This is a genomic window from Sulfitobacter sp. PR48, from assembly GCF_028807335.1.
Classification (GTDB): Bacteria; Pseudomonadota; Alphaproteobacteria; order Rhodobacterales; family Rhodobacteraceae; genus Sulfitobacter.
Genome location: NZ_JARAMM010000002.1, coordinates 192630 through 215045 on the forward strand (window position 1 = coordinate 192630; position 22416 = coordinate 215045).

Below are 22416 nucleotides of genomic sequence, written 5' to 3' on the forward strand. Positions count from 1 at the left end.
GCCGGTCTGATCAGTTCGAAGAAAGGTTGCTGGCGGTGTTCACCACACCAAAGACCGATCCGACCAGCCCAAGAACGGTACGTGTATCGGTCAGGTTCGATTCGGTCGCCAGAACCAGATCGCCGGACTGGATCATGAAGTTCCGCGCCGAGAAAAGACCGTCAGAGGAGGTCAGGTCGATGGTGAAGACCACCCGCTGCTTGCGCGGTCCCCGCACGCCGGCACTGACGGCCGAAGCGGGATACTCGCGCAGGACAAGAATGCCGCGCGGGTCGGCGCGGGCATCGTTGACGCCGCCGATGATGGCCAGGGCATCCAGTGCGGACACCTGGTCGCGGTTGAAGTCGTGCTGCGCCTCGCGCCCGGCGGCACCCAGCGACAGGAAGTAACGCCTGTCAGCCTCGACGATCACCTTGTCACCGCCTTGCAGACGGGTGTCGAGATGGGGGTTTTCGTAAAGCGTGCTGACCGATGTCGCATAGATATTGCTGCCGCGTACCAGCTTCACCTGAGGGTTATCCAGCGCCGCGCTGACACCGCCCCCGGCCGAAATTGCGGCCAGAACGGTGAAATTCTGGTCCGGCAACAGGATATTGCCCGGCTTGCTCACGCCCCCGACAAGGTCGATGGAGTTGCCGCGACCTTCGGCCATCGAAAGCTGCACCTGCGCCGAGGGGACAATCGCCTCAAGCTGTCGCTGGATCAACTGACGGGCGCTGTCGGGGGTCCGTCCCGATACCTGCACCTTGCCGATGTAAGGCACGAAGACGGAGCCGCTTTCGGACACGCGGATGTTGGGCAGAGTTGCAACCCGTTGTTCGTTCGAGGTCAACAGGGAATTGTCGCCGCTGTCCCAGACCAGGATGGCAAGCTCATCTCCGGGGCGGATGATCTGCGCGTTAGAACCGCGGCTGTTTCCGATCCAGGCATGTCTCTTTTCACCAACGCTGGGCCAGTGCTGCACGCTGGGCAGAAAGGCGCGGGTCACCGGATAGACCGCGATGTCAGAAGTTGGCGAATCCGCGTTGCGGGTGATTTCGTTCTGTACGGCAGCGCCGCGCGGAAGTTGGGAGCAGGCGGAAAGTGCCACTGCGAGGAAGACGCCAAAACACCGTTTTACAGTCATGCGCATTATTCTACTCTGCTCACTTCTTGTGATCCCGCAGACCGGGGCTCAATGTTCCCATACGCAATGACGCGGCTGTTGAAAAGCACGGCGGTATAAAAAAGGGTCGCGATTGGATATCTGTTTCGGGCAAGATACCGGCTGTAAGGTACAGGTCAACGATTTCGGGCGGGACGATGCGAAATAGCGGGGTATTGCTGCTTGGGGCATCCGGGCGTCTTGGCAGAATGGTGCAGGCCTTCTGGTCGGCAGAGACCGACCTGATATGTCACAGCAGGTCTGTGCGACCGGGATATGTCAGTTTCGACCCGCTTTCGGATGCCGAGGCGCTTTGCACAGCGATGGAAGGGCGGCGTGCGGTGTTGTGCCTTTCGGGGATCACACCGGCACATGCAGCCGCCAGCGGAAATCCGCTCTCTCTCAATGCGGCATTGGCGCTTGCCGCCGTCCGCGCGGCGGGCCGGGCGGGGGTGCCACGGCTTCTGCTGGCCTCTTCCGCGGCTGTTTACGGCGCCGCCCGGGTTCCACTGAGCGAAGACATGATCTGTGAACCGGCTTCGGAATACGGACAGGCAAAGCTGGAGATGGAAAGGGATGGCTTTGCCACTGCCAGAGACTGCGGTCAGGCGGTGACGATGTTACGTATCGGCAATGTCGCCGGGGCCGATGCGATCCTTGGCGGCTGGAGGGAGGGCATGCAGCTTGATGTTCTGCCTGACGGGACGACACCCGCGCGCAGCTATATCGGGCCGGCAAGCCTTTCCCGTGCGATACATCGTCTATGCACCGCGGACGACCTGCCCGGGATTGTGAATGTCGCGGCACCCGGCGTGGTCCATATGGGTGCGCTGCTGGATGCCGCCGGTCGGGCCTGGACTGCCCGCGAAGCCGGACCTGCGGCAATCGCGCGGGTGGAGCTGGAAACGAAGCGACTTGAAAAGCTTGTCGAATTCGCGCCTAACGCGGGACAGGCGCAGGGCCTTGTCGCGGAATGGCGGGCCTACCTGGCGCAACCCGACAGTTCACAGTGAAGGCGATCGAATGACCTGGCGCAAACGTATTTTCGATCTGTTCTTTGCCTCTTTGCTGGTGGTGATCCTTGGGCCGGTCCTGATCTGGCTGCTGATCTATCTGCTGATCAAGGAAGGCCGCCCGCTGTTCTTTGTGGCAGAGCGGATGAAGGGGCTGGATGAACCGTTCAATCTTTGGAAGCTGAGGACGATGACGGTGGTTGACAGCGATCAGGGCGTGTCCGGGGGCAATAAATCATCCCGGATCACGGAAACGGGTGCCTGGTTGCGGGCCAAGCGGCTGGATGAGTTCCCGCAGCTTTGGAATATCCTCAGGGGGGACCTGAGCTTTGTCGGGCCGCGCCCGCCCCTGCGGGAATATGTCGAGCGCTTTCCCGAGATCTATGGCGAGGTACTGAAATCGCGGCCCGGCGTGACCGGCCTGGCCACGATCCGGTTCCACAAGCACGAGGAGCGTCTGCTTGCACGTTGCGAGACCGCTGCGGAAACCGATGATGTCTACTGCCGAATCTGTGTCCCCAGAAAGGCGCGGCTGGACCTCATTTACCGGGAGAATCAGTCGACGTGTTATGATTTTGACTTGGTATTCCAGACCATCGGTAACTTATTCAGGCGCAAAGGTAGGCCAAAAACCGCCAATAAATAAGGCATTTTGCCTTTATAGGTGCATTTGACGGCAACCTGTTGGAAACCGGACTGTGATTGTTGGCGGAGATCGTGTAATAAAACTCCTGTTTTTGAACAAAAATTTGCCGGGGGATCACCACGCTGCCAATGACGGTCGCGCGCTGTAACCCATGTGTATCTGATATATTTCCACCTGGGTGAGGGCGACTTTAACTCTATGCTGAACCTGATCAAATCCTTTTCCAAGCGCCAGAAGCGCGGCATTTTGCTGACCCTCGATTCCATTCTGGTCGTATTTTCCATCATGTTTGCCATCGTGGCGCAGGCGCTGCCGGGCGGGCTTGTGGCGAACATGATCGCCTATATTCCGGTCCTGCCCTATGTGCTGCTGGTCGGCATCGGCGTTTCCATGTGGCTGGGTGTCTGTGCGATCCAGTTGAACTCCTATGAAACCGCGGCAATCGGGATGACCGGCGTGTTCGCGATGTTCCTCGCCATCACGTCGATTGTCGTGTCGAACATTCTGGGTCTTGGCATGCCGCTGGGTGTCCATCTGGTGTTTGGTGCGGCGTTCTTTTCTTCCGTGGTGATCAGCCGGGCGGTCTTGTTGCAGCTGGTGCTGGCGATTTACCGCCGCTCCACTTCGCGGTGCCGGGTTCTGATCTACGGCGCGGGCACCACCGGAACGCAGCTGGTGTCGGCGCTGCGCGGGCATGAGAACATCGAGCCGGTTGCTTTTGTGGATGACAACGCGGCCATTCAGGGCCTCAGCGTGGCGCAGCTGCCGGTGTACAATCCCCTGCGGATTGCCGAGGTCGCGCGGGAAAAGAAAATCGACCGGGTGCTTCTGGCGGTCCCCTCGCTGAGCCTGCCAAAGCAGGCCCAGATTGCCCGCCGGCTCGAAAAGATGGGGCTGGAGGTGCAGACCCTGCCATCCTTTGCCCAGCTTATCGGAGAAGAGGCGCTGGTCGACAAGCTGACCCCGCTGTCGGCGCACCGCTTCCTGAACCGGGATGAAGTGGATGACACGATCAGCGAAACCACCGCCTGTTATACGCAGAAGGTGATCCTTGTATCCGGTGCCGGCGGGTCCATCGGCGCAGAACTGTGCCGTCAGGCGCTGGACCGTCGCCCGACAAAGCTGGTTCTTTTCGAACTGAGCGAATTTGCGCTTTACAACGCGGACATGGAACTGCGCCAATTGTCAGAAGGCCGCGCGATCGAGATCGTGCCGGTTCTTGGCTCCATCACCGATGCGCGGCAGGTCCGCAAGGTCATGACGGAGCACAATGTTCAGGTGGTCCTTCATGCGGCAGCCTACAAACATGTTCCGCTGGTCGAGGCCAATCCGCTTTCCGGACTGGTCAACAATGTCTTCGGGACCCAGACACTGGCCGAACAGGCGGCGAAGGCCGGGGTGGAACGGTTCATCCTGATTTCCAGTGACAAGGCGGTGCGGCCCACCAACATCATGGGGGCCTCCAAGCGGCTGGCCGAACTGGTGATACAGGACATGGCGCGCCGGTCTGCGAACAAGTCGGGCGGAACGATCTTTTCGATGGTACGCTTTGGCAACGTGCTCGGCTCCTCCGGTTCCGTTGTGCCACTGTTTCAGGACCAGTTGAGCCGGGGCGGTCCGCTGACGGTGACCGACAAGCTGGTGGAACGGTATTTCATGACCGTTCAGGAGGCGGTGAGGCTGGTTCTGCAGGCAGGTGCCATGGCACAGGGCGGAGAAGTATTCGTGCTGGACATGGGCAAGCCTGTTTCCATCTTTCAGCTTGCCCGCCAGGTCATCGAAAGCGCGGGCTATACCCTGCGTGACGAAGACAACCCGGATGGTGACATCGAGATCGAGTTCACGGGCCTGCGCGCCGGTGAGAAAATGGTCGAGGAGCTGACCCTGTCCGGAGAGCGGTTCCCGACCCAGCATCCCAAGATTTTCGCAACCCGAGAAGAGGGGCTTTCGGAGATCGAGATCGCATCGGCGACCCGGCGCCTGCGCGAAGCTTTCGTTGCATCGAACGAGGACATGGCCCGGGGGGTCGTGATGCGCTGGGTCGAAGGCTATGCCAAACATGCGCGCGAGCGGAAAACCTCCTGAATATGTCGCAGTAATGTCTCTATCCCCTTGTGGCTGTCCCAGCCTGCGGGGGAATGGTTGATTTCTGGGAGTGTGGTTGGCAGAACCAGCTAAGGTGTCTCAGAAAGAGGACAACAGCGTGTCGCAGGTAAACGGGAAAGCCACTACAGGGGCCTGGCGGTCTGCGCCGGTCAGGGGAACCTGCCTTGCGCTCTCCATCTCGGCCGGAATGCTGGCGCAGCCGGTCCTTGCCGATGACACCTATGATATCTTCGCTGTCCCGGATCGGCCGACGCTGAATTTCTACGGCTCTCCCGGTCTGATCGACATGCCGACTGGCGAGGTCCTGCCCGACGGGCAGATCACGGTCGGCGTCTCCAACTTTGGCGGGATCACCCGTACCACGCTGACCTTCCAGGCCACACCGCGCCTTTCGGCCAGTTTCCGGTACGTCGGCATCCAGGACTGGAACACCGACGGCTTTGAAACCTATCGCGACCGCAGTTTCGACCTGCGCTACCAGGTGCGCAAGGAAGGCCGGATCTGGCCCGCCATCACGGTCGGCCTGCAGGATTTCGCGGGCACCGGTATCTATGCCGGTGAATATGTCGTGGCGACCAAGACCTTTGACAATATCGGCAGCATTCCCGGCGCCTTCAAGGTGACGGCGGGTCTGGGCTGGGGCCGGTTGGGCAGCTCAGGCGCCATCGGTGCGCCCTTTGGTGGGCCGCGCCCCGCATTCGACGCCCAAAGCCGCGGCGGCAGCCCGTCTTTCGATCAGTGGTTCCGTGGCGATGCCGCCCCCTTTGCCGGGGTTGAATGGCAGATCAACGACCGCTGGGGGCTGAAGGCGGAATACAGTTCCGATGCCTATGAGGCCGAAACGGTCACGCGCAGTGTCTTTACCCGCAAGTCCCGTTTCAACTTTGGCGCAGAATACCAGTATTCGGACCGGTTGCGGTTCGGGGCTTATTATCTTTACGGTTCCGAATTCGGCTTCAACGCGCAGTTGCAGTTCAACCCGAAACAACCGCCAACCCCGACACGGGTGCTGCCGACCGCTCCGATCGAGCCACGCCCAAGCCGGGCAGCGCAGCCGCAGGCCTATGACACCGCCTGGTCGCAATACCAGAATGCGGCGCAGACCATGCGTGACAGGCTGAAGCCGGTTCTGGAAGATTACGGGCTGACCCTTGTATCGCTGAAGGTCTCGGCGTCGAGCGCGGAACTGCGGATGCGCAACGGGACCTATCGTGCCATGTCCGTTGCAATCGGGCGCGCTGCGCGGGCGATGGCGCAGGTCCTGCCCGCCTCTGTCGAGACGTTCCGCATCGTGCCGATGCAGGAGGGGCTGGCGCAATCGGCGGTGATCATGCGCCGGTCCGATCTGGAAGCGCTTGAATTTGACCCGCAGGCCGCAGATGCCCTGCTGGCGGTGACCGGATTCGGTGCCGCGACGCCCGATCTGCCGGGTGCGGCGGTCAATGCCGATCTTTATCCCGACTTCTCCTGGTCGTTCGGACCCTATGCCGATCCGAGTTATTTCGACCCCGACAATCCGGTGCGTGTCGATGCCGGCCTGAGGGCGGATTTCAAGTACCGCCCGGCACCGGGCTGGGAAATCGGCGGTCTGGTCAAACACCGCCTGTTCGGCAACGTCGGTGACAGCGCAAGGCTCAGCAACTCGCAGCTGGCGCGGGTACGGACCGACGGCATCCTTTACGCGCGGGCCGGTGACACCAGCCTTGAGAACCTCTATGTCCTGCGCCAGTGGAAACCCGGCAACGATGTCTATGCCCGGGTGACCGCTGGTTACCTCGAACGGATGTTCGGCGGGATCTCTGCCGAGGTCCTTTGGAAGCCGGTGGCAAGCCGTCTGGCGCTGGGAGTCGAGGCAAATTACGTCAAGCAGCGCGATTACGGCGGCCTGGGTTTCCAAAGCTACGGCGTCGCCACCGGTCATGCCTCGGCCTATTATGATTTTGGCGGTGGTTACCTGGGGCAGGTCGATGTGGGTCGTTACCTGGCAGGTGATGTCGGTGGCACGGTGACCGTGACCCGCGAATTCTCGAACGGCTGGCGCATCGGCGGGTTCTTTACCCTTACAAACGTCTCCTCGGCCGAGTTTGGCGAAGGGTCATTCGACAAGGGCATCAACCTGACCATCCCGGTCAGCTGGTTCCTGGGCACCCCCGGCACGCGGACGGTCAATACCACCATCCGGCCGATCCAGCGGGACGGTGGCGCGCGTCTGAATGTTCCGGGAAGGCTCTATGAACAGGTCCGGTCGGGCCATCGCGATGCAATCGAGAGCGAATGGTCGAGGGTTTGGGAATGATGCGTGCGATCTCTTTGATGGTGATGGTCTCTGCCCTTGCCCTTGCGGGGTGCAGCAGCAACCCCAACGGCGGTGATCCTGCCCTTGCCGCGTCCCGGGCATTGTTCGATTCGATCAAGTCCAGGGCTGCAGGCGCCGGTGCCCCCGCTGGCCCGCCCATTCGCATCGACGTGACCCGCAAGCAGTTGAACCAGACCCCCGGTCCGGTGATGCAGGTGATCCCCGACAATACGCAGGCGCAGGATTTCCTGCGCTTGATTGCCCGCCGCGACGATAGCAATCCCGGCACAATCGAGGTCTGGCAGTCGTCGGATGATGCGCAGGTGATCCTGCGCAACGGCGTTCTGGTGGGCACCAAGGGGCTGGGCGGCGACATACGCTCTGCCGAGGCGGAGGCAGCCTTTGCCGGGTTTGACGGGCAGGGTGGGGGCGGTCAGCGCCTGATCACCATCGACCGCACGAACGGGACAGCGCAGACGGTCGCTTTCTCCTGCGACATGACCCAATTGGGGCGCGAAACCATCCAGATCGTGGATCAGCGGATCTCAACCTACCGGATGCGCGAAGATTGTTCCAATGGTCAGGCCAGTTTCACCAATGAGTACTGGGTGGAAACCGGCAGCGGCCGGATGCGCAAGTCCCGGCAATGGGCCGGGCCGACCTTTGGCTATATCGACTTCCTGCGCCTTCAGGGCTGAGCCCTTGTTCTGACGCGGGTTCGGGTGCAGGTTGCGCAGATGGACAACACCCTTCTTTCACTTGGTCACGGCTATTCCGCGCGGGCGCTGGCGGCGCGCCTGATCCCGCAGGGCTGGCGGGTCATCGGCACGACCCGCAGTGCGGAGAAACAGGATGAAATTGCCCGCACCGGTGTGGAACCGCTGTTGTGGCCGGGCACCGATCTGCGCCCGCTTCTGCAAGAGGTCCGGCATGTCCTGGTGTCGGCGGGGCCGGGGCCCGACGGTGACCCGGTGCTGGCAGCACTTGGCCCTGACATCGCGGCAATTGCGCCACGCCTGCGCTGGCTGGGGTATCTGTCGACCACCGGCGTTTACGGCGATCACAAGGGCGCTTGGGTGGACGAGCAGACACCCCTGACCCCCGCCACAAAGCGCGGTCAGGCACGGGTAGAGGCCGAAGCTGCCTGGCAGGCGATCCCTGACCTGCCGCTGCACATTTTCCGGCTGGCGGGGATCTATGGACCGGGCAGGGGCCCCTTTGCCAAGGTGCGCCGTGGCACCGCCCGGCGCATCATCAAAAAGGGGCAGGTGTTTTCGCGTATCCATGTGGAAGACATCGCGCAGGCGCTGGTCCTGTCAATCGCCCGGCCCGATCCGGGCGCGATCTATAACCTGTGCGATGACGACCCGGCACCGCCGCAGGACGTGATCGGCCATGCAGCGGAGCTTCTGGGCCTGCCGCTGCCCCCGGCAGAGGATTTCGAGACGGCGGAAATGACGCCCATGGCGCGCAGTTTCTACGCCGAGAGCAAGAAGGTGCGGAACGATCACGCAAAGCAGGCGTTAGGCTGGGACCCCCAATTCCCGAACTACCGCACCGGACTCGCTGCAATGCTCAAGAATGACATCTGATCCTGAAACCGCCGATACAGACGACAAGAACCAAACGCTAAGTCATCTTCTGGACGGCATGGATCATGCTGCGCGCCGCGATACCGTGTCGGTGCAGGATGTGCTGACCGAATTCGGCGACCGCACCATCACGCCCTTCATCCTGCTGATCGGGGTTCTGCTGGTGTCCCCGATCTCCGGCATTCCCGGCATGCCCACCATCGCCGCGTCGATCATCGTGATCATGGCGGTGCAGGCCTTGTCCGGACGCCGCCGCCTGTGGCTGCCCGATTTCCTGCTGCGCCGCACCATCGCGAGCGGCAAGCTGCGCAAGGCCGTTTCCTGGATGCGCAAACCCTGTGCCTTTCTGGACAGGCATTCCCACCAGCGCCTGATGTTCCTGACCCGTGGGCCGATGCGCTGGGTCACTCTGGCGGCCTGCGCCGTGATCCCGCTGGGCTGGCCGCCGCTTGAGGTGCTGCCCATGGTGTCCTCCATCGGCGGTGGAACCGTCGCCCTGCTGGCCTATGGCCTGTACACCAAAGACGGTGTTTACGTGCTTTTGGGCTACATCATGATCGCCATATCGGCGGGTGCCATCCTGTCGTTCTGGCCGTGACGCTTCGTCCCTTGTTCGCATCGTGACCAGGCTCCATATAGGGTCCAAAGATTGAGGCAGGCCGCAGAAAATGAACTTGAAATCCTTTGTCGAAGCACCGCGTTTCAGCAGTTTCATCATGGGCGTCATCATCTTCAACGCGATTCTGCTGGGGCTGGAAACCTCACAGGTTGCGATGGCCCATGCAGGTGGGCTGATCGTGTTGCTGGACAAGCTCTGCCTGGCGGTCTTCGTCGTCGAACTGCTGCTTAAACTCGTCGTTCACCGCTTCCGGTTTTTCCGTGATGGCTGGAACATCTTCGATTTCGTGATTGTCGGTGTCTCGCTGGTTCCGGCGGCGCAGGGTTTCAGCGCGCTGCGGGCCCTGCGTATCCTGCGGGTGCTGCGGCTGGTCTCTGCCGCGCCGCGCCTGCGCCGGGTGGTCGAGGGGTTCATCACCGCCCTGCCGGGCATGGCATCCGTCTTTTCCCTGATGGCGCTGATCTTTTACATCGGTGCGGTCATCGCGACCAAGCTCTTTGCCTACAGCTTTCCCGAATGGTTCGGCACCCTGGGCCGATCCGGCTATTCCCTGTTCCAGATCATGACCCTGGAAAGCTGGTCCATGGGCATCGTCCGCCCGGTGATGGAGGTCTATCCGCTGGCATGGCTGTTCTTCATCCCCTTCATCATGGTGACGACATTCGCGGTCGTGAACCTGCTGGTCGGTCTGATCGTGAACTCCATGCAGGACGCCCACCACGAGGAAGAGAATGCCGAAACCGGTGCCTACCGGGACAGCGTAAACGAGCGCCTGATCGCGATCGAGGAACGCCTTGACCGGTTGCTGGAGCAGCAGAAGGCCAAGTAGCTGCTGCGCGGCCTCAGGCCCGCTGCACTCCGATCCGGGTCACGCCCAGAACATCCAGTACCTTGGCCTCGATCTGTTCGGCGTTCATGCCCGCAACCGCATACATATCTGCCGGTGAGGCCTGGTCGATGAAGATGTCGGGCAAGACCATGGAGCGGTATTTCAGCCCCTTGTCAAAGACACCTTCCTCCGCCAGCAATTGCGCCACATGGCTGCCGAAACCACCCACGGCACCTTCCTCGATGGTGATCAGCGCCTCGTGATCCGCCGCCAGGGACAGGATCAGGTCGCGGTCCAGCGGTTTGGCGAAACGTGCGTCGGCGATGGTGGGGGTGATCCCCTTGGCCGCCAGCGCCTCGGCGGCTTTTTCGACCTCGGCCAGCCGGGTGCCGAAGGACAGCAGCGCCACGCGGCTGCCCTGCCGGATCATCCGGCCCTTGCCGATCTCAAGTGGTTTGCCGCGCTCCGGCATGTCCACGCCGTTGCCCTCGCCACGGGGAAAACGAAAGGCGATGGGTCCGTCGTCATGGGCAGCCGCCGTGGCGACCATGTGTTTCAGCTCCGCCTCGTCCGCGGCGGCCATGACGACAAAGCCGGGCAGGTTGGCAAGGTAGGCCACATCGAATGCGCCCGCATGAGTCGCCCCGTCAGCCCCCACCAGACCCGCGCGGTCGATGGCAAAGCGGACCGGCAGGCGCTGGATCGCCACGTCATGCACCACCTGGTCGTACCCGCGTTGCAGGAAGGTCGAATACATCGTGCAGAAGGGCCGCATCCCGCCGGCGGCAAGCGCGGCAGAAAAGGTCACCCCATGCTGTTCGGCGATGCCCACGTCAAAGCAGCGCGACGGATAGCGTTCGGCGAAAAGGTTCAGCCCGGTGCCATCCGGCATCGCAGCGGTCACGGCGCAGATCTTGTCGTCCTCTGCCGCTTCCTCCAACAGGGTCTTGGCAAAGACCGAGGTATAGGAGGGCGCGTTGGAAGGTGCCTTTTTCTGTTCGCCGGTGACGACATTGAACCTGGACACGCCGTGCCCCTTGTCCCGCGCGTTTTCCGCAGGGGCGTATCCCTTGCCCTTCTTGGTCAGCACATGGATCAGGATCGGCCCCGTCGCCCGTGCCCTGACCGTGCGCAGCACCGGCAGCAACTGGTTCATGTCATGCCCGTCGATGGGGCCGAGATAGGAAAAGCCCAGCTGTTCGAACAGGGTGCCGCCCACAGCCATGCCCTTGAGCATGTCCTTGGCGCGTCTCGCGCCCTCACGGAACGGATAGGGCAGCAGGCTGACCGCGCCCTTGGCCGCCGCCTTGAAATCCTGGAACGGTTCTTCGGCATAAAGGCGGCTGAGATAGCTGGACATCGCGCCCACCGGCGGGGCGATGGACATCTCGTTGTCGTTGAGGATCACGATCAGGCGCTTTTTCAGGTGACCTGCGTTGTTCATCGCCTCATAGGCCATACCGGCCGACATCGCCCCGTCGCCGATCACTGCAATCGCATCGCCCAGACCTTCGGGCACCACACCGCCCAGATCACGCGCCACGGCAAAGCCGAGCGCCGCGCTGATCGAGGTCGAACTATGCGCCGCGCCAAAGGGGTCATAGGGAGATTCGCTGCGCTTGGTGAACCCGCTCAGCCCGTCCTTCTGCCGCAGGGTGCGGATGCGGTCACGCCGCTCCGTCAGGATCTTGTGCGGATAGCACTGGTGGCCCACGTCCCAGATGATCTTGTCACGGGGGGTGTCAAAGACCGCGTGCAATGCGACCGTCAGCTCAACCACGCCCAGCCCGGCGCCCAGGTGTCCGCCTGTTTCGGAGACGGCAGAGACGGTCTCGGCCCGGACCTCGCGGGCAAGCTGAATGAGCTGGGTATCGGTCAGCCCGTGCATGTCAGCCGGGCGCTTGATCTTGTCCAGCAGCGGTGTGGCGGGTTGGTCAGGCATGTCTGCCCCCTCTGTCAATTCCTGCGGGTGACGGCAAAACGCGCGGCGTCCCGCAGCGTCTCGGCGTCTTTGCCATATACGTCAAGCGCATCACAGGCTGATTGCACCAGATCCTGTGCACGCTGTCTGGCTTCTTCAAGGCCCAGCAGGGACACGAATGTGGCCTTGCCTGCCCTGGCATCCTTGCCGGTGGCCTTGCCGACGGTAGCGGCATCACCCTCGATGTCCAGAATGTCATCTGCGATCTGAAAGGCAAGGCCAAGCGCGCCGGAATAGGCCGCCAGCGGTGCGGCATCTGCGCCCGCCATCCGCGGCCCGGCCATGGCGGACCAGCCGAACAGCGCGCCGGTCTTGCCCTGCTGCAAGGCGGTGATCTGATCAAGCGTGAGCGGAGACAGGGCTGTTTCCGCCGCGATATCCAGTGCCTGGCCCAGCACCATGCCCCGCGCGCCGGCAGCCTGGGCGAGGGTGCGCGCCAGTGTCATGCGGGCGCTGTCATTGCCCGCATCGGGATGGGTGACCAGTTCGAAGGCCAGGGATTGCAGCGCATCACCGGCCAGAACGGCTGTCGCCTCGTTCCAGGCGACATGCACCGTCGGCGCGCCGCGCCGCAGATCATCGTCATCCATGCAGGGCAGATCGTCATGTACCAGACTATAGGCATGCAGCGCTTCGATCGCAGTGGCAGGCCAGATCGCTTGCTCGGGGGATATCCCGTGCAGCCGGGCCGATTCCAGCACCAGAAATCCGCGCAAGCATTTGCCGCCACGGGTGGCATGACCCATCGCCTGGACAAAAGGCAGATCGTCAAATGACCCCAACACCCGCTCAAAGTGCTGTGCCACGGCATCCGCCGCCTCGGAGAGCCTGCTTTGGAACACCGCTGCTACAGGCCTTCGACCGCCTTGACACCGGTGGGGTTGCCATCGCCATCCAGCGTGATTGCGGCGACCTTTTCCTCGGCTTCTTTCAGCTTTGCCTCGCAGCGGGCTTTCAGGGCGGCGCCGCGCTCATAGAGCGCGATGCTCTCGTCCAGCGCGACATCGCCACGCTCCAGCTGGCCCAGGACCTTCTCCAACTCCGCCATGGCGGTTTCAAAACTCATTTCTTCAACGGGTGTGTCGGACATCGGTGCCTCACTGATCATAGGTTGCGGCACAATAGCGATGATCGCCGATGGCTGCCAGCCATGCCCCCGCTTCTTTTTGGCAAAATATTCCGGGGGCACACAGCCCCGGCGGTTTGCAACAAGTGCGTCAGTCAGGGGCCAGCATGTAGCCCGCGCCGCGCACTGTCTGCAGGTATTGCGGCTGCTTGGGGTTCACCTCGATCTTGCGCCGCAGCCGGGTGATCTGCACATCCACCGCGCGTTCCTGGGCCTGACCCCGGTCACGGCCCAGTTCCTCGACCAGGCGTGCACGGCTCATCGGTTCGCCGGGCTGAGCGGCAAAAATCCGCATCAGCTGCACCTCAGTCGCCGTCAGCCGGACCAGCTCGTCGCCCTGCCACAGCTCGCCGCGCTCCATGTCGTAGCGGTTGTGGCCCAGCGAAAGAACCTTGGGCGCGGTATCCTCCGGCCGGGTCTCGGGCATCCGGCGCAGGATCGCGTTGATCCGCAGCAGCAACTCCTTCGGCTCGAACGGCTTGGCGAGGTAATCATCCGCCCCCGCCTCCAGCCCTTCGATCCGGTTCCCGGTCTCGCCCTTGGCCGTCAGCAGCAGGATCGGGGTCTGCCGGGTTTCGCGCAGCGAGGCCGTGAGGGTAAGACCGTCCTCGCCGGGCATCATCACGTCCAGCACGATCAGGTCGAAATCCAGCCCCGACAGGATGCGCCGCGCATGGGCGGCGTCCCGCGCGGCGGTCACCAGGAATCCGTGCCGCATCAGGAATTTCTTCAGCAGGGTGCGAATGCGTTCATCGTCATCGACGATCAGCAGATGGGCGTCCATGACGGTCATCCCCCGGTCTCGCGCAGCCGCGCATAGCTTGCACGCATCTCTGGGTCCATCATCGCCTCCAACACCTTGCGGAACCCTGCGACCGCTTCTGGCCCCGCTTCCCTGAAGGCAGCCCGCAACCGGGCGCGCTGCGCATCGGACAACTGCCGTTCCAGGGCCTTGCCTGCGTCGGTCAGGTGCAGATGGCGTTCACGTTTATCGTTCCGTCCTACCTTGCTTTCCACCAGACCATCCGCGATCAGGGTCCGCAACACACGGTTCAGTGACTGTTTCGTAACGCCAAGGATGTTCAGCAGGTTGTTCACCGTGGTGCCCGGCGCCCGGTTGATGAAGTGGATCGCCCGGTGATGCGCCCGGCCATAGGCCAGATCCATCAGAATTCGGTCGGGATCGGCGGTGAAGCCGCGATAGGCGAAGAACATCGCCTCGCTCCCCTGGCGCAGTTGTTCGTCCGTCAGAAACAGCAGGTTCTCGCCACCGATCCCTGTTGGGGCGCGTCCGTCCGCCATGATGTACCTCTTTGCCTTTGAGGGGGCATATTACGTCAGCCTTGTTGACACTCCAAGAGCGAAACGATAGTCATCCACAACTTTCACGACATAAAGTGTCCGACGCGGGCCTTGTCGCGCAACATTATTCAATCAAGGGGTGAAAAAATGGTAGGTGCCTATGATGACCGGGATGGTCACATCTGGATGGATGGCAAGATGGTCGATTGGCGCCAGGCCAATGTGCATATCCTGACCCATGCGATGCATTATGCCTCTTCCGTCTTCGAGGGGGAGCGTGCTTATGGCGGCAAGATCTTCAAGAGCCGCGCCCATTCGGAACGTTTGAAACGCTCTGCCGAGATGATTGATTTCGAAATTCCGTACTCCGTGGACGAGATCGAGGCCGCCAAGGCCGAGGTTCTGAAAGTATCCGGTCTGACGGATGCCTATGTCCGTGCGGTGGCCTGGCGCGGCGCGGGCGACGACATGGGCGTCGCTTCGGCCCGCAACCCTGTCCGTCTGGCGATTGCCGCCTGGGAATGGGGCGCCTATTACGGCGATGCCAAGATGAAGGGCGCAAAGCTCGATATCTCCAAATGGAAACGTCCCAGCCCCGAGACGATCCCCGTCCATGCCAAGGCGGCGGGCCTTTACATGATCTGCACCATGTCCAAACACGCGGCTGAGGCCAAAGGATGCTCCGACGCCTTGTTCATGGATTATCGGGGCTACGTGGCCGAGGCGACGGGTGCCAACATCTTTTTCGTCAAGGACGGCGAGGTGCATACGCCTGACGCGGATTGCTTCCTTAACGGGATCACGCGCCAGACGGTGATCGGAATGCTCAAGGACAAGGGCATTGCGGTGCATGAGCGCCATATCATGCCGGAAGAGCTGGAAGGCTTCGAACAATGCTGGCTGACCGGCACGGCAGCCGAAGTGACCCCGGTAGGCCAGATCGGCGATTATACCTTTGAGGTCGGCGCGATGACCCGCGATATCGCGGAAAGCTACGAAAAGCTGGTCCGCAGCTGAGATAGCCCAAAGCAGAGGCGGGACCCCGGGGTCCCGCCCACAGGTTCAGTACAGCGCGACAGGATTGACCATTGCCTGCACCGTTCCCTTGATCCGGGGCTGGCCCAGCACAAACATGAACTCGTTCACCCCATCACGCAGCAGCGGGCCGACATTCATGGTTTCCAGAATATAGATCCCGTTGTCCTTGAGCAGGGTGACATGGCCGTAGAACACCTTGTCTCCTTCTGCGGCGGGGATCGCGTCCAGCCCCCAGGTGTCCGCGCCCACCGCCATCGGGTTGAGCGAGGCGAGATAGACCGCGCCTTCGTTGGTCAGGCCGGGTTCGGCGCTGCCCCATAGCATCGGGTCGCTTTCCAGCATCCCTTCGGTCCAGCCGGTGTGAAACAGGATGATGTCGCCCTCACCCATGGTGACACCCTGTGCCTCGGCGGCGGCCTTGATTTCTGTCGATCCGAAGTGTTCCCCGGCTTCCATGACCTCCTTGCCGAGGTGTTTCGCCATGTCGATGATCACAGCCCGCCCGACCAGTGGCGGCACATCATGGGTGCCCAGTTTGGTCAGGCCGGTGATGGCGGAAATCTCCTTTTCGTCGAGGCAGTTGTAGTAATGCCCGCCTTCGCCCAGATGCCCCAGCCCATCCAGTTGCGAGCCGATGCCGATCCAGGTTTGCAGGATATCATCGTTGTAGTTGCCCTCGTAGCCGAAGCTGGTCAGCTTCTGCCCGCCCTGCTGGTTGGGTTGCACCACCTGCAGGTTCAGCGACCGGGGCGGAAAGGCCGGCGTGTCCGGGCCGATGGTGATGCCCAGCGGCATGGATTTGCCCTGTTTGATCAGTTTGGCCGCCTCCAGCGTGCGTTCCGGCGTCACCAGGTTGGCGGAACCGATCGTGTCATCCGCACCCCATTTCGAAGGCGCGCAATCCTGCGCGAAACTCGCAGTCGCCCCCAGCACCAGCGCGGCCAGTGTCACGGTCATCATTCTTGGCATGGTTTCCTCCCTAGGATTAGGGGCCTCGGGCGAGATTCGCCCGGGCCCTGCGCAAAGGTTACACGAAATTTCCCCAATCACGGGAATCCCCGGCGAATTGGCCCGGGCTGAAACCGGCAGGTGCAGGGCGGTTACCCGCAGGGACCCCGGTGGGAACGGATGTGTCGGTTGCTGTCATGAAACCTTGAAAAACTTGTCACGAAACTGTCGGCAGACCGTTACGCGACTGCGGTTTGAGTGGCGCAGAATTCATCCAGACAGGGAAAACCCATCCATGACCAGACTCCTGCGCCCCACCCGCCGCTCCGTGCTGGCGGGGTCCGCCGCCTTTGCCGCAACTCTTGCAATGCCCGCAATCAGCCGCGCGTCCTCCCGGCCCGTATTCACCCATGGCGTTCAGTCAGGGGATGTGGACACGAATTCCGGTATGATCTGGACCCGCACCGACCGCCCCTCGCGGGTGATGGTCGAGGTTTCGACCACGGAGAGCTTTGCCAATGCACGTCAGCTGCCCAGCATGGACGCGGTGCCGGGGCATGACATGGCGGTCAAGCGGTTGCTGCAGGACCTGCCGAGCGACCAGGATATCTTTTACCGGTTCACCGCCGCCGATCTGACCGACCTCAACGTGACCTCCGAACCCCTGGTGGGGCGGTTCCGCACTGCGCCGACCGCACGCCGTGATGTGCGTTTTGCCTGGTCGGGCGACACGGCCGGTCAGGGCTGGGGCATCGACGCGGATGGCATGCGCACCTATGCGACGATGGCGCGCCATACGCCTGATTTCTTCCTGCATTCCGGCGACACGATCTATGCCGATGGCCCGATGCAGGACGAGGTCGACCTGCCCGACGGTGGTAAGTGGAAGAACGTGGTTCTGCCCGATGAAAAGCGCAAGGTTGCCGAAACGCTGGACGAATATCGCGGCCAGTGGAAATACAACATGCTGGACGAACATGTGCGTGCATTGAACGCGCAGGTGCCGACCTTCATGCAGTGGGACGACCATGAGGTCGTCAACAACTGGTCGGCGTCCAAGGACCTGACCGCCGATGACCGCTATACCGAGAAATCCGTGCATGTCCTGGCGGCCCGTGCCGCCCAGGCGTTCCACGAGATGACGCCGCTGCGGATCACCCCGGCAGAGCCGAACCGCGTTTACCGCAAGATCAACTATGGTCCGATGCTCGACGTGTTCTTTCTGGACCTGCGCAGCTACCGTGGCCCGAACGGTGCATCGCAGGAAAGCGAGATCAACGCGGACAGCACGATCCTGGGTTCCGAACAGATGGCATGGCTCAAGCGGGAGCTGACCAACTCCACCGCCACCTGGAAGGTGATCGCCTGCGACATGCCGATTGGTCTGGTTGTACCCGATGGCGAAAAGATCGAAGGCGTGGCCAACAAGAACGACGGCGCACCAGGCGGTCGCGAGCTGGAAATCGCGGAACTGCTGCGCTTCATCAAGAATGCGCGGGTGCAGAACACCGTCTGGTTCACCGCTGACGTGCATTACACCGCGGCGCATTACTACAACCCCGACAAAGCGCAGTTCCAGGACTTTGAACCGTTCTGGGAATTCGTCTCGGGGCCGCTGCATGCGGGCACGTTCGGGCCGAATGCGCTGGACGCGACCTTCGGGCCGGAGCTGAAGTTCGTGAAAGCCCCCGCAGAGGGTCAGGTGAACCTGCCGCCCAGCGCCGGCTTGCAGTTCTTTGGCCTCGTGGACATTGACGCGCAGACCCAGCAGATGACGGTGCGTCTGATGGACCGCGCAGACACCGAGCTTTACTCGGTCACGCTCGACCCCAAGGGCGCGTCGATCTGAGTATTCGATCCGCGATACCAGATGGGGCGGGCCGGTTTGGCCTGCCCTATTTGCGCAGCGCAGGCAGGCCGACGCCCGTGCTTTCGAAACCGCCGTCAGAGGCGATGACCTGCCCGGTGACATAGCTGGCTTTCTCCGAGCACAGAAATACGATGACTTCGGCGATCTCGCGCTCCGTGCCGTAGCGGTTCAGCGGAATCGCGTCATGGTAGGCGTCGATGATGTCCTGGGTATGCACGGCCATCGCCAGTTTGGTGCGCACCGGGCCCGGGCAGACGCAATTGGCGCGGATGCCGTATTCACCCAGTTCCGCCGCCTGCTGTTTGGTCAGCTGGATCACCGCGGCCTTGGAGGTGCCATAGGCGACCCGAAGGGTAGAGGCGCGCAACCCCGAGATCGACGCGATGTTGACCAGGGTGCCCTTTGACTCCTTCAGCGCGGGGGTGACCGCCTGCGACATCAGGAAAACACCGTCTAGGTTGGTTTCCATCACCCGGCGCCACCGGGCGAAATCGGTCTGTTCGATCGGGCCGAAATCGGCCACGCCCGCGTTGTTCACCAGCGCGTCGATCCGCCCGAAACGCGACAGCACATCCGCGACGGTCCGGTCCACGGCGCCAGGGTCCGACACGTCGCAGACAAAGGCGCTGGCCGCCTGTCCAAGGTCGGCGGCTGCCTTTTGCAATGCGTCCGCATCGCGGTCCAATGTCGCGACCAGCCAGCCCTCTTCGATGAAGAGCCTTGCGGTGGCCAGCCCGATTCCCCGTGCAGCGCCGGTAACCAGCGCAACCTTCTGGGCCTTGCTCTGCTCTGCGGGCATCAGAAATCGACGCCCTTCTGCGCCTTGATCCCGGCCTTGAAGGGGTGTTTCACCTCGGTCATTTCGGTGACCAGATCGGCGTATTCGCACAGCTCCGGCTTGGCGTCGCGCCCGGTCAGGATCACGCCGGTGCGCTTGTCGCGCGCCTCCAGCCCTGCGATGACCTGTTCGACCGACAGGTATTCATAGCGCATGGCGATGTTGATCTCGTCCAGCACAACCAGATCGTAGTCGCCGCTTTCCATCATCTCGCGCGCCTTGGCAAAGGCGGCCTGAGCGGCGGCGATGTCGCGTTCCTTGTCTTGCGTATCCCAGGTGAAGCCTTCGCCCATGGTGTGCCAGTCGACGCCGCCCAAACGGTCAAAGAACAGTCGCTCGCCGGTTTTCCACTTGCCCTTGATGAACTGGACAACACCAACGCGCTGTTTCCATCCCAGCGCCCGCAGGACCACGCCGAAGGCGGATGACGACTTGCCCTTGCCCGCGCCGGTATGGACCAGCACCAGACCCATTTCCGGGTCCTGCAGTTCGGCCACCTTCTTGCGCTGTTCGGTCTGACGCTCCTGCATCTTTTCCTTGTGGGACTGGTCGGTCATGGCACTCTCCTTTTACGGGGTCAGGACTTGGGGTCGGACACGGCGCGCACCTTGCTGCGGTCCATGCCGAGCTGGTGTTCGCGCCAGATGACGAGGACACCGGCGCAGATCACCAGCGCGGCCCCCGCCAGCATCATGATCGTGGGCAGTTCGCCAAAGATGACATAGCCCAGAACAATTGCGAAAAGCATCGAGGTATAATCATAGGGTGCCAGCATCGACACCGATCCAAAGCGGTAGGACGAGGTGACGAGGATCTGGGCAACACCGCCCACCAGCCCTGCCATCACCAGCAGCGCTGCAGTCTGGCTGGTCGGGACCACCCAGCCAAAGGGCATGGTAAGCAGCGATAGCACGGTTGCGGTGGCGGAAAAGTAGAAGACGATGGCAGCGGTATGTTCGTTCTGCACCAGCTGGCGCAGATGCACCTGTACGAGGCTGCGCATCATCGTGGCACCGAGGATCAGCATGGCGCCGATGGTGGCCATATGGTCGAGCTGTGAACTGCCAAAGCGGGGCCACAGGATGATGACCACGCCAATCAATCCCACCGCCACGGCGCTGATGCGCAGCAGGCGAATGCGCTCGCCCAGCATCACGGCGGCCAGCACCACGGTGAAGATCGGCGTGGCGAAACCGATGGCTGTGACTTCGGGCAGGGGCAGCAGGCCGAGCCCGGCAAAGGTCAGGCCCATTGCGGTGGTCCCGAAGAGCCCGCGCCAGACGTGGCCCATGGGGTTCCTGGCCTTGAGCCCGATCTTCAACTGCCCGCGCTGGGCCAGCCAGATCAGTATGATCGGGATCGCAAAGAGCGAGCGGAAAAAGACCTGCTCACCCGGCGGGATCTCGTCCGAGGTGGACTTGATGATCGCCGACATGCAGGTGAACAGAAAGATTGCGGTGATCTTGAGTGCAACCCCGAGCGCGGGTCTTTCGGAAAAGTCTTCTACCTTCATGAATGGCTCATGCGTCCGGGCCGATGATGCCGCGATTCTCGCCCACCTGTCCCCGGTGCAGCAGCATGTGGTCAAGCAGTACACAGGCCATCATCGCCTCGCCCACCGGAACCGCCCGGATGCCGACACAGGGGTCGTGGCGGCCCTTGGTGATGATCTCGGTTTCCTCGCCGGTCTTGGTGATGGTCTTGCGCGTCGTCAGGATGCTGGAGGTCGGTTTCACCGCGAAACGCACCACGATGTCCTGCCCGGTGCTGATCCCGCCGAGGATGCCACCCGCGTGGTTGGAAGAATATCTCGGCTCCGCCCGCTTCACGATCGGCAGGCCGCCATTTGCGATCATGCGTTTGTTCAGCGCCTTGCGCGTGACCTGAAGCGTCATGCCGCCCTCGGCCTCGGTGAAATGGAACAGATCCTTCACCTTGAACCAGCGTTCCTTGTCGTTCTCGTTCTGAGGTCGGATGATATATGTTCCCGTGGAGTCCAGTCTGGCACCTTTGAAAAAGATCTCGACGATGTCTTCGGATGCAGGGGGTGCAAATATCTCATCCGCGTTCAGCTCGCCGGTCAGCATCGCCGCCGACATGCCCTCGCCGATCTCCACGCCTTTGACCGCGTTGATGCTCATCATCGCGGCGGCCAGGTCGGTATCCAGCTTGCCATAGACCGGCGCACCAAGGCCCGCGGGTACGCCACGCGCCACGACCTCGATGATCGCGCCGACGCTGCTGCCCGATTTGCGCAGACCGTCGAGGTATTCCGCCCAATCGCTTGCGGCCCTGGCGTCGGGCACCCAGAAGGGGTTTTGTTCGATCTGGTTCCAGTCAAAGGCATCGCGGTCGATCTTGTGCGGGCCCATCTGCACCATGTAGCCGGTGATTTGCACCTGGGGCGCAATTGCCTTGATCGCCTCGCGGGCCAGACCGCCCGCCGCAACCCGGCTCGCGGTTTCGCGGGCAGAGGACCGGCCGCCGCCGCGATAGTCGCGTACGCCGTATTTCTGGAAATAGGTGATGTCGGCATGGCCCGGGCGGAACTTGTCCTTGATGTCGCCGTAATCCTTTGACCGCTGGTCGGTATTCTCGATCATCAGCTGCACGGGCGTGCCGGTCGTGACGCCTTCGAACACGCCGGACAGGATGCGGACCTCGTCCGCCTCGCGGCGCTGGGTGGTGTATTTGTTCTGGCCCGGTTTCCGTTTGTCCAGCCAGTGCTGGATCATCGCCGCATCCACCGGCACGCCGGGGGGGCAGCCGTCAACCGTGGCGCCAAGCGCGGGCCCGTGGCTTTCGCCCCATGTGGTGACACGAAAAAGGTGGCCAAAGCTGTTGATCGACATAGGGACGCTCCTTTGCTGACCCTGTTACCGGGCGTGCAAAGGGGCCTCAAGGGATTTCGCCTTGCAAGTCGGGTAAGAGCGTCCTAGCTCTTGATGCACCTCGGGGGGCCCAATCGGGCTGAGATTGCGCAAGCTGACCCGTTGAACCTGAACCGGTTAACACCGGCGGAGGGAAGGTCTGGACATCCATCCAACGCTTTCTGACGCCGCATGATG

General features: G+C 62.3%; 21 protein-coding genes and 1 riboswitch. Of the genes, 10 read left to right on the plus strand and 11 right to left on the minus strand.

What is annotated here, in order from left to right:
• Positions 1 to 10 precede the first annotated feature (10 nt).
• Complete coding sequence (locus PVW51_RS03640; protein ID WP_269362583.1) at positions 11 to 1126, minus strand: polysaccharide biosynthesis/export family protein; 1116 nt, start codon at positions 1124 to 1126, stop codon at positions 11 to 13.
• Between the two features lie 176 nt (positions 1127 to 1302).
• On the opposite strand from PVW51_RS03640, the gene PVW51_RS03645 reads away from it, so the two are divergent.
• The 8 genes from PVW51_RS03645 (at position 1303) to PVW51_RS03680 (ending at position 10245) form a co-directional block, all read left to right on the plus strand.
• Entirely contained in the window at positions 1303 to 2157 is an 855-nt protein-coding gene (locus tag PVW51_RS03645; protein ID WP_274573646.1) for an NAD-dependent epimerase/dehydratase family protein, read from the plus strand.
• A 10-nt stretch (positions 2158 to 2167) separates the two neighbouring features.
• Complete coding sequence (locus PVW51_RS03650) at positions 2168 to 2803, plus strand: sugar transferase (protein WP_269362585.1); 636 nt, start codon at positions 2168 to 2170, stop codon at positions 2801 to 2803.
• A 198-nt stretch (positions 2804 to 3001) separates the two neighbouring features.
• Complete coding sequence (locus tag PVW51_RS03655) at positions 3002 to 4888, plus strand: polysaccharide biosynthesis protein (protein ID WP_274573647.1); 1887 nt, start codon at positions 3002 to 3004, stop codon at positions 4886 to 4888.
• A 118-nt stretch (positions 4889 to 5006) separates the two neighbouring features.
• Positions 5007 to 7205 (plus strand): YjbH domain-containing protein, encoded by a 2199-nt coding sequence (locus tag PVW51_RS03660; protein ID WP_274573648.1) that lies wholly within the window; start codon positions 5007 to 5009, stop codon positions 7203 to 7205.
• Complete coding sequence (locus PVW51_RS03665) at positions 7202 to 7903, plus strand: YjbF family lipoprotein (protein WP_274573649.1); 702 nt, start codon at positions 7202 to 7204, stop codon at positions 7901 to 7903. The genes PVW51_RS03660 and PVW51_RS03665 overlap by 4 nt, the downstream gene beginning before the upstream one ends.
• A gap of 39 nt (positions 7904 to 7942) precedes the next feature.
• On the plus strand, positions 7943 to 8797 hold the full coding sequence (locus tag PVW51_RS03670; RefSeq protein WP_274573650.1) for an SDR family oxidoreductase: 855 nt from the start codon (positions 7943 to 7945) through the stop codon (positions 8795 to 8797).
• Positions 8787 to 9395, plus strand: coding sequence for an exopolysaccharide biosynthesis protein (locus PVW51_RS03675; RefSeq protein WP_269362594.1), 609 nt, complete (start codon positions 8787 to 8789; stop codon positions 9393 to 9395). Before PVW51_RS03670 ends, PVW51_RS03675 begins: the two co-directional genes overlap by 11 nt.
• A 70-nt stretch (positions 9396 to 9465) precedes the next feature.
• Positions 9466 to 10245, plus strand: coding sequence for an ion transporter (locus tag PVW51_RS03680; RefSeq protein WP_269362596.1), 780 nt, complete (start codon positions 9466 to 9468; stop codon positions 10243 to 10245).
• Between the two features lie 13 nt (positions 10246 to 10258).
• On the opposite strand, the gene dxs is transcribed toward PVW51_RS03680, so the two are convergent.
• The 5 genes from dxs to PVW51_RS03705 all read right to left on the minus strand — a co-directional run bounded on the left by dxs (position 10259) and on the right by PVW51_RS03705 (position 14654).
• Positions 10259 to 12187, minus strand: coding sequence for a 1-deoxy-D-xylulose-5-phosphate synthase (dxs, locus tag PVW51_RS03685; protein WP_274573651.1), 1929 nt, complete (start codon positions 12185 to 12187; stop codon positions 10259 to 10261).
• Positions 12188 to 12201: 14 nt separating this feature from the next.
• Entirely contained in the window at positions 12202 to 13068 is an 867-nt protein-coding gene (locus tag PVW51_RS03690; protein WP_274573652.1) for a polyprenyl synthetase family protein, read from the minus strand.
• Between the two features lie 5 nt (positions 13069 to 13073).
• Entirely contained in the window at positions 13074 to 13316 is a 243-nt protein-coding gene (locus tag PVW51_RS03695) for an exodeoxyribonuclease VII small subunit (RefSeq protein ID WP_269362601.1), read from the minus strand.
• A 127-nt stretch (positions 13317 to 13443) separates the two neighbouring features.
• Positions 13444 to 14145 (minus strand): response regulator, encoded by a 702-nt coding sequence (locus tag PVW51_RS03700; RefSeq protein WP_274573653.1) that lies wholly within the window; start codon positions 14143 to 14145, stop codon positions 13444 to 13446.
• Positions 14142 to 14654: a MarR family winged helix-turn-helix transcriptional regulator gene (locus PVW51_RS03705; RefSeq protein WP_114273858.1), complete on the minus strand. Its 513-nt coding sequence runs from the start codon at positions 14652 to 14654 to the stop codon at positions 14142 to 14144. Before PVW51_RS03705 ends, PVW51_RS03700 begins: the two co-directional genes overlap by 4 nt.
• A 147-nt stretch (positions 14655 to 14801) precedes the next feature.
• Here PVW51_RS03705 and PVW51_RS03710 point away from each other — a divergent pair, with 147 nt between their 5' ends.
• Positions 14802 to 15671, plus strand: coding sequence for a branched-chain amino acid aminotransferase (locus tag PVW51_RS03710; RefSeq protein ID WP_114273857.1), 870 nt, complete (start codon positions 14802 to 14804; stop codon positions 15669 to 15671).
• 45 nt (positions 15672 to 15716) lie between these two features.
• Here PVW51_RS03710 and PVW51_RS03715 read toward each other — a convergent pair whose 3' ends face one another.
• Positions 15717 to 16661: a cyclase family protein gene (locus tag PVW51_RS03715; RefSeq protein ID WP_274573654.1), complete on the minus strand. Its 945-nt coding sequence runs from the start codon at positions 16659 to 16661 to the stop codon at positions 15717 to 15719.
• A 274-nt stretch (positions 16662 to 16935) separates the two neighbouring features.
• Here PVW51_RS03715 and PVW51_RS03720 point away from each other — a divergent pair, with 274 nt between their 5' ends.
• Complete coding sequence (locus tag PVW51_RS03720; RefSeq protein WP_269362606.1) at positions 16936 to 18489, plus strand: alkaline phosphatase D family protein; 1554 nt, start codon at positions 16936 to 16938, stop codon at positions 18487 to 18489.
• Positions 18490 to 18535: 46 nt separating this feature from the next.
• Here the strand turns inward: PVW51_RS03720 and PVW51_RS03725 are convergent, their stop codons facing one another.
• The 4 genes from PVW51_RS03725 to aroC are packed head-to-tail and all read right to left on the minus strand — an operon-like array spanning position 18536 to position 22200.
• Positions 18536 to 19309: an SDR family NAD(P)-dependent oxidoreductase gene (locus tag PVW51_RS03725; protein WP_274573655.1), complete on the minus strand. Its 774-nt coding sequence runs from the start codon at positions 19307 to 19309 to the stop codon at positions 18536 to 18538.
• Positions 19309 to 19905, minus strand: coding sequence for a cob(I)yrinic acid a,c-diamide adenosyltransferase (gene cobO, locus PVW51_RS03730; protein WP_274573656.1), 597 nt, complete (start codon positions 19903 to 19905; stop codon positions 19309 to 19311). The genes PVW51_RS03725 and cobO overlap by 1 nt, the downstream gene beginning before the upstream one ends.
• A 20-nt stretch (positions 19906 to 19925) precedes the next feature.
• Positions 19926 to 20861 carry a DMT family transporter gene (locus PVW51_RS03735; protein ID WP_274573657.1) on the minus strand — a complete coding sequence of 312 codons (936 nt, stop codon included), beginning with the start codon at positions 20859 to 20861 and terminating at the stop codon, positions 19926 to 19928.
• A gap of 7 nt (positions 20862 to 20868) precedes the next feature.
• On the minus strand, positions 20869 to 22200 hold the full coding sequence (aroC, locus tag PVW51_RS03740) for a chorismate synthase (RefSeq protein WP_274573658.1): 1332 nt from the start codon (positions 22198 to 22200) through the stop codon (positions 20869 to 20871).
• 91 nt (positions 22201 to 22291) lie between these two features.
• Positions 22292 to 22391: riboswitch (TPP riboswitch) on the plus strand.
• Positions 22392 to 22416: the final 25 nt, after the last annotated feature.

What these genes read in the sequence shown, in the direction of transcription:
- PVW51_RS03640 (WP_269362583.1), bottom strand. Translation starts at nt 1,126, where the DNA reads ATGACTGTAAAACGGTGTTTTGGCGTCTTCCTCGCAGTGGCACTTTCC.
- PVW51_RS03645 (WP_274573646.1), top strand. Translation starts at nt 1,303, where the DNA reads ATGCGAAATAGCGGGGTATTGCTGCTTGGGGCATCCGGGCGTCTTGGC.
- PVW51_RS03650 (WP_269362585.1), top strand. Translation starts at nt 2,168, where the DNA reads ATGACCTGGCGCAAACGTATTTTCGATCTGTTCTTTGCCTCTTTGCTG.
- PVW51_RS03655 (WP_274573647.1), top strand. Translation starts at nt 3,002, where the DNA reads ATGCTGAACCTGATCAAATCCTTTTCCAAGCGCCAGAAGCGCGGCATT.
- PVW51_RS03665 (WP_274573649.1), top strand. Translation starts at nt 7,202, where the DNA reads ATGATGCGTGCGATCTCTTTGATGGTGATGGTCTCTGCCCTTGCCCTT.
- PVW51_RS03670 (WP_274573650.1), top strand. Translation starts at nt 7,943, where the DNA reads ATGGACAACACCCTTCTTTCACTTGGTCACGGCTATTCCGCGCGGGCG.
- PVW51_RS03675 (WP_269362594.1), top strand. Translation starts at nt 8,787, where the DNA reads ATGACATCTGATCCTGAAACCGCCGATACAGACGACAAGAACCAAACG.
- PVW51_RS03680 (WP_269362596.1), top strand. Translation starts at nt 9,466, where the DNA reads ATGAACTTGAAATCCTTTGTCGAAGCACCGCGTTTCAGCAGTTTCATC.
- dxs (WP_274573651.1), bottom strand. Translation starts at nt 12,187, where the DNA reads ATGCCTGACCAACCCGCCACACCGCTGCTGGACAAGATCAAGCGCCCG.
- PVW51_RS03695 (WP_269362601.1), bottom strand. Translation starts at nt 13,316, where the DNA reads ATGTCCGACACACCCGTTGAAGAAATGAGTTTTGAAACCGCCATGGCG.
- PVW51_RS03700 (WP_274573653.1), bottom strand. Translation starts at nt 14,145, where the DNA reads ATGACCGTCATGGACGCCCATCTGCTGATCGTCGATGACGATGAACGC.
- PVW51_RS03705 (WP_114273858.1), bottom strand. Translation starts at nt 14,654, where the DNA reads ATGGCGGACGGACGCGCCCCAACAGGGATCGGTGGCGAGAACCTGCTG.
- PVW51_RS03710 (WP_114273857.1), top strand. Translation starts at nt 14,802, where the DNA reads ATGGTAGGTGCCTATGATGACCGGGATGGTCACATCTGGATGGATGGC.
- PVW51_RS03715 (WP_274573654.1), bottom strand. Translation starts at nt 16,661, where the DNA reads ATGCCAAGAATGATGACCGTGACACTGGCCGCGCTGGTGCTGGGGGCG.
- PVW51_RS03720 (WP_269362606.1), top strand. Translation starts at nt 16,936, where the DNA reads ATGACCAGACTCCTGCGCCCCACCCGCCGCTCCGTGCTGGCGGGGTCC.
- PVW51_RS03725 (WP_274573655.1), bottom strand. Translation starts at nt 19,309, where the DNA reads ATGCCCGCAGAGCAGAGCAAGGCCCAGAAGGTTGCGCTGGTTACCGGC.
- cobO (WP_274573656.1), bottom strand. Translation starts at nt 19,905, where the DNA reads ATGACCGACCAGTCCCACAAGGAAAAGATGCAGGAGCGTCAGACCGAA.
- PVW51_RS03735 (WP_274573657.1), bottom strand. Translation starts at nt 20,861, where the DNA reads ATGAAGGTAGAAGACTTTTCCGAAAGACCCGCGCTCGGGGTTGCACTC.
- aroC (WP_274573658.1), bottom strand. Translation starts at nt 22,200, where the DNA reads ATGTCGATCAACAGCTTTGGCCACCTTTTTCGTGTCACCACATGGGGC.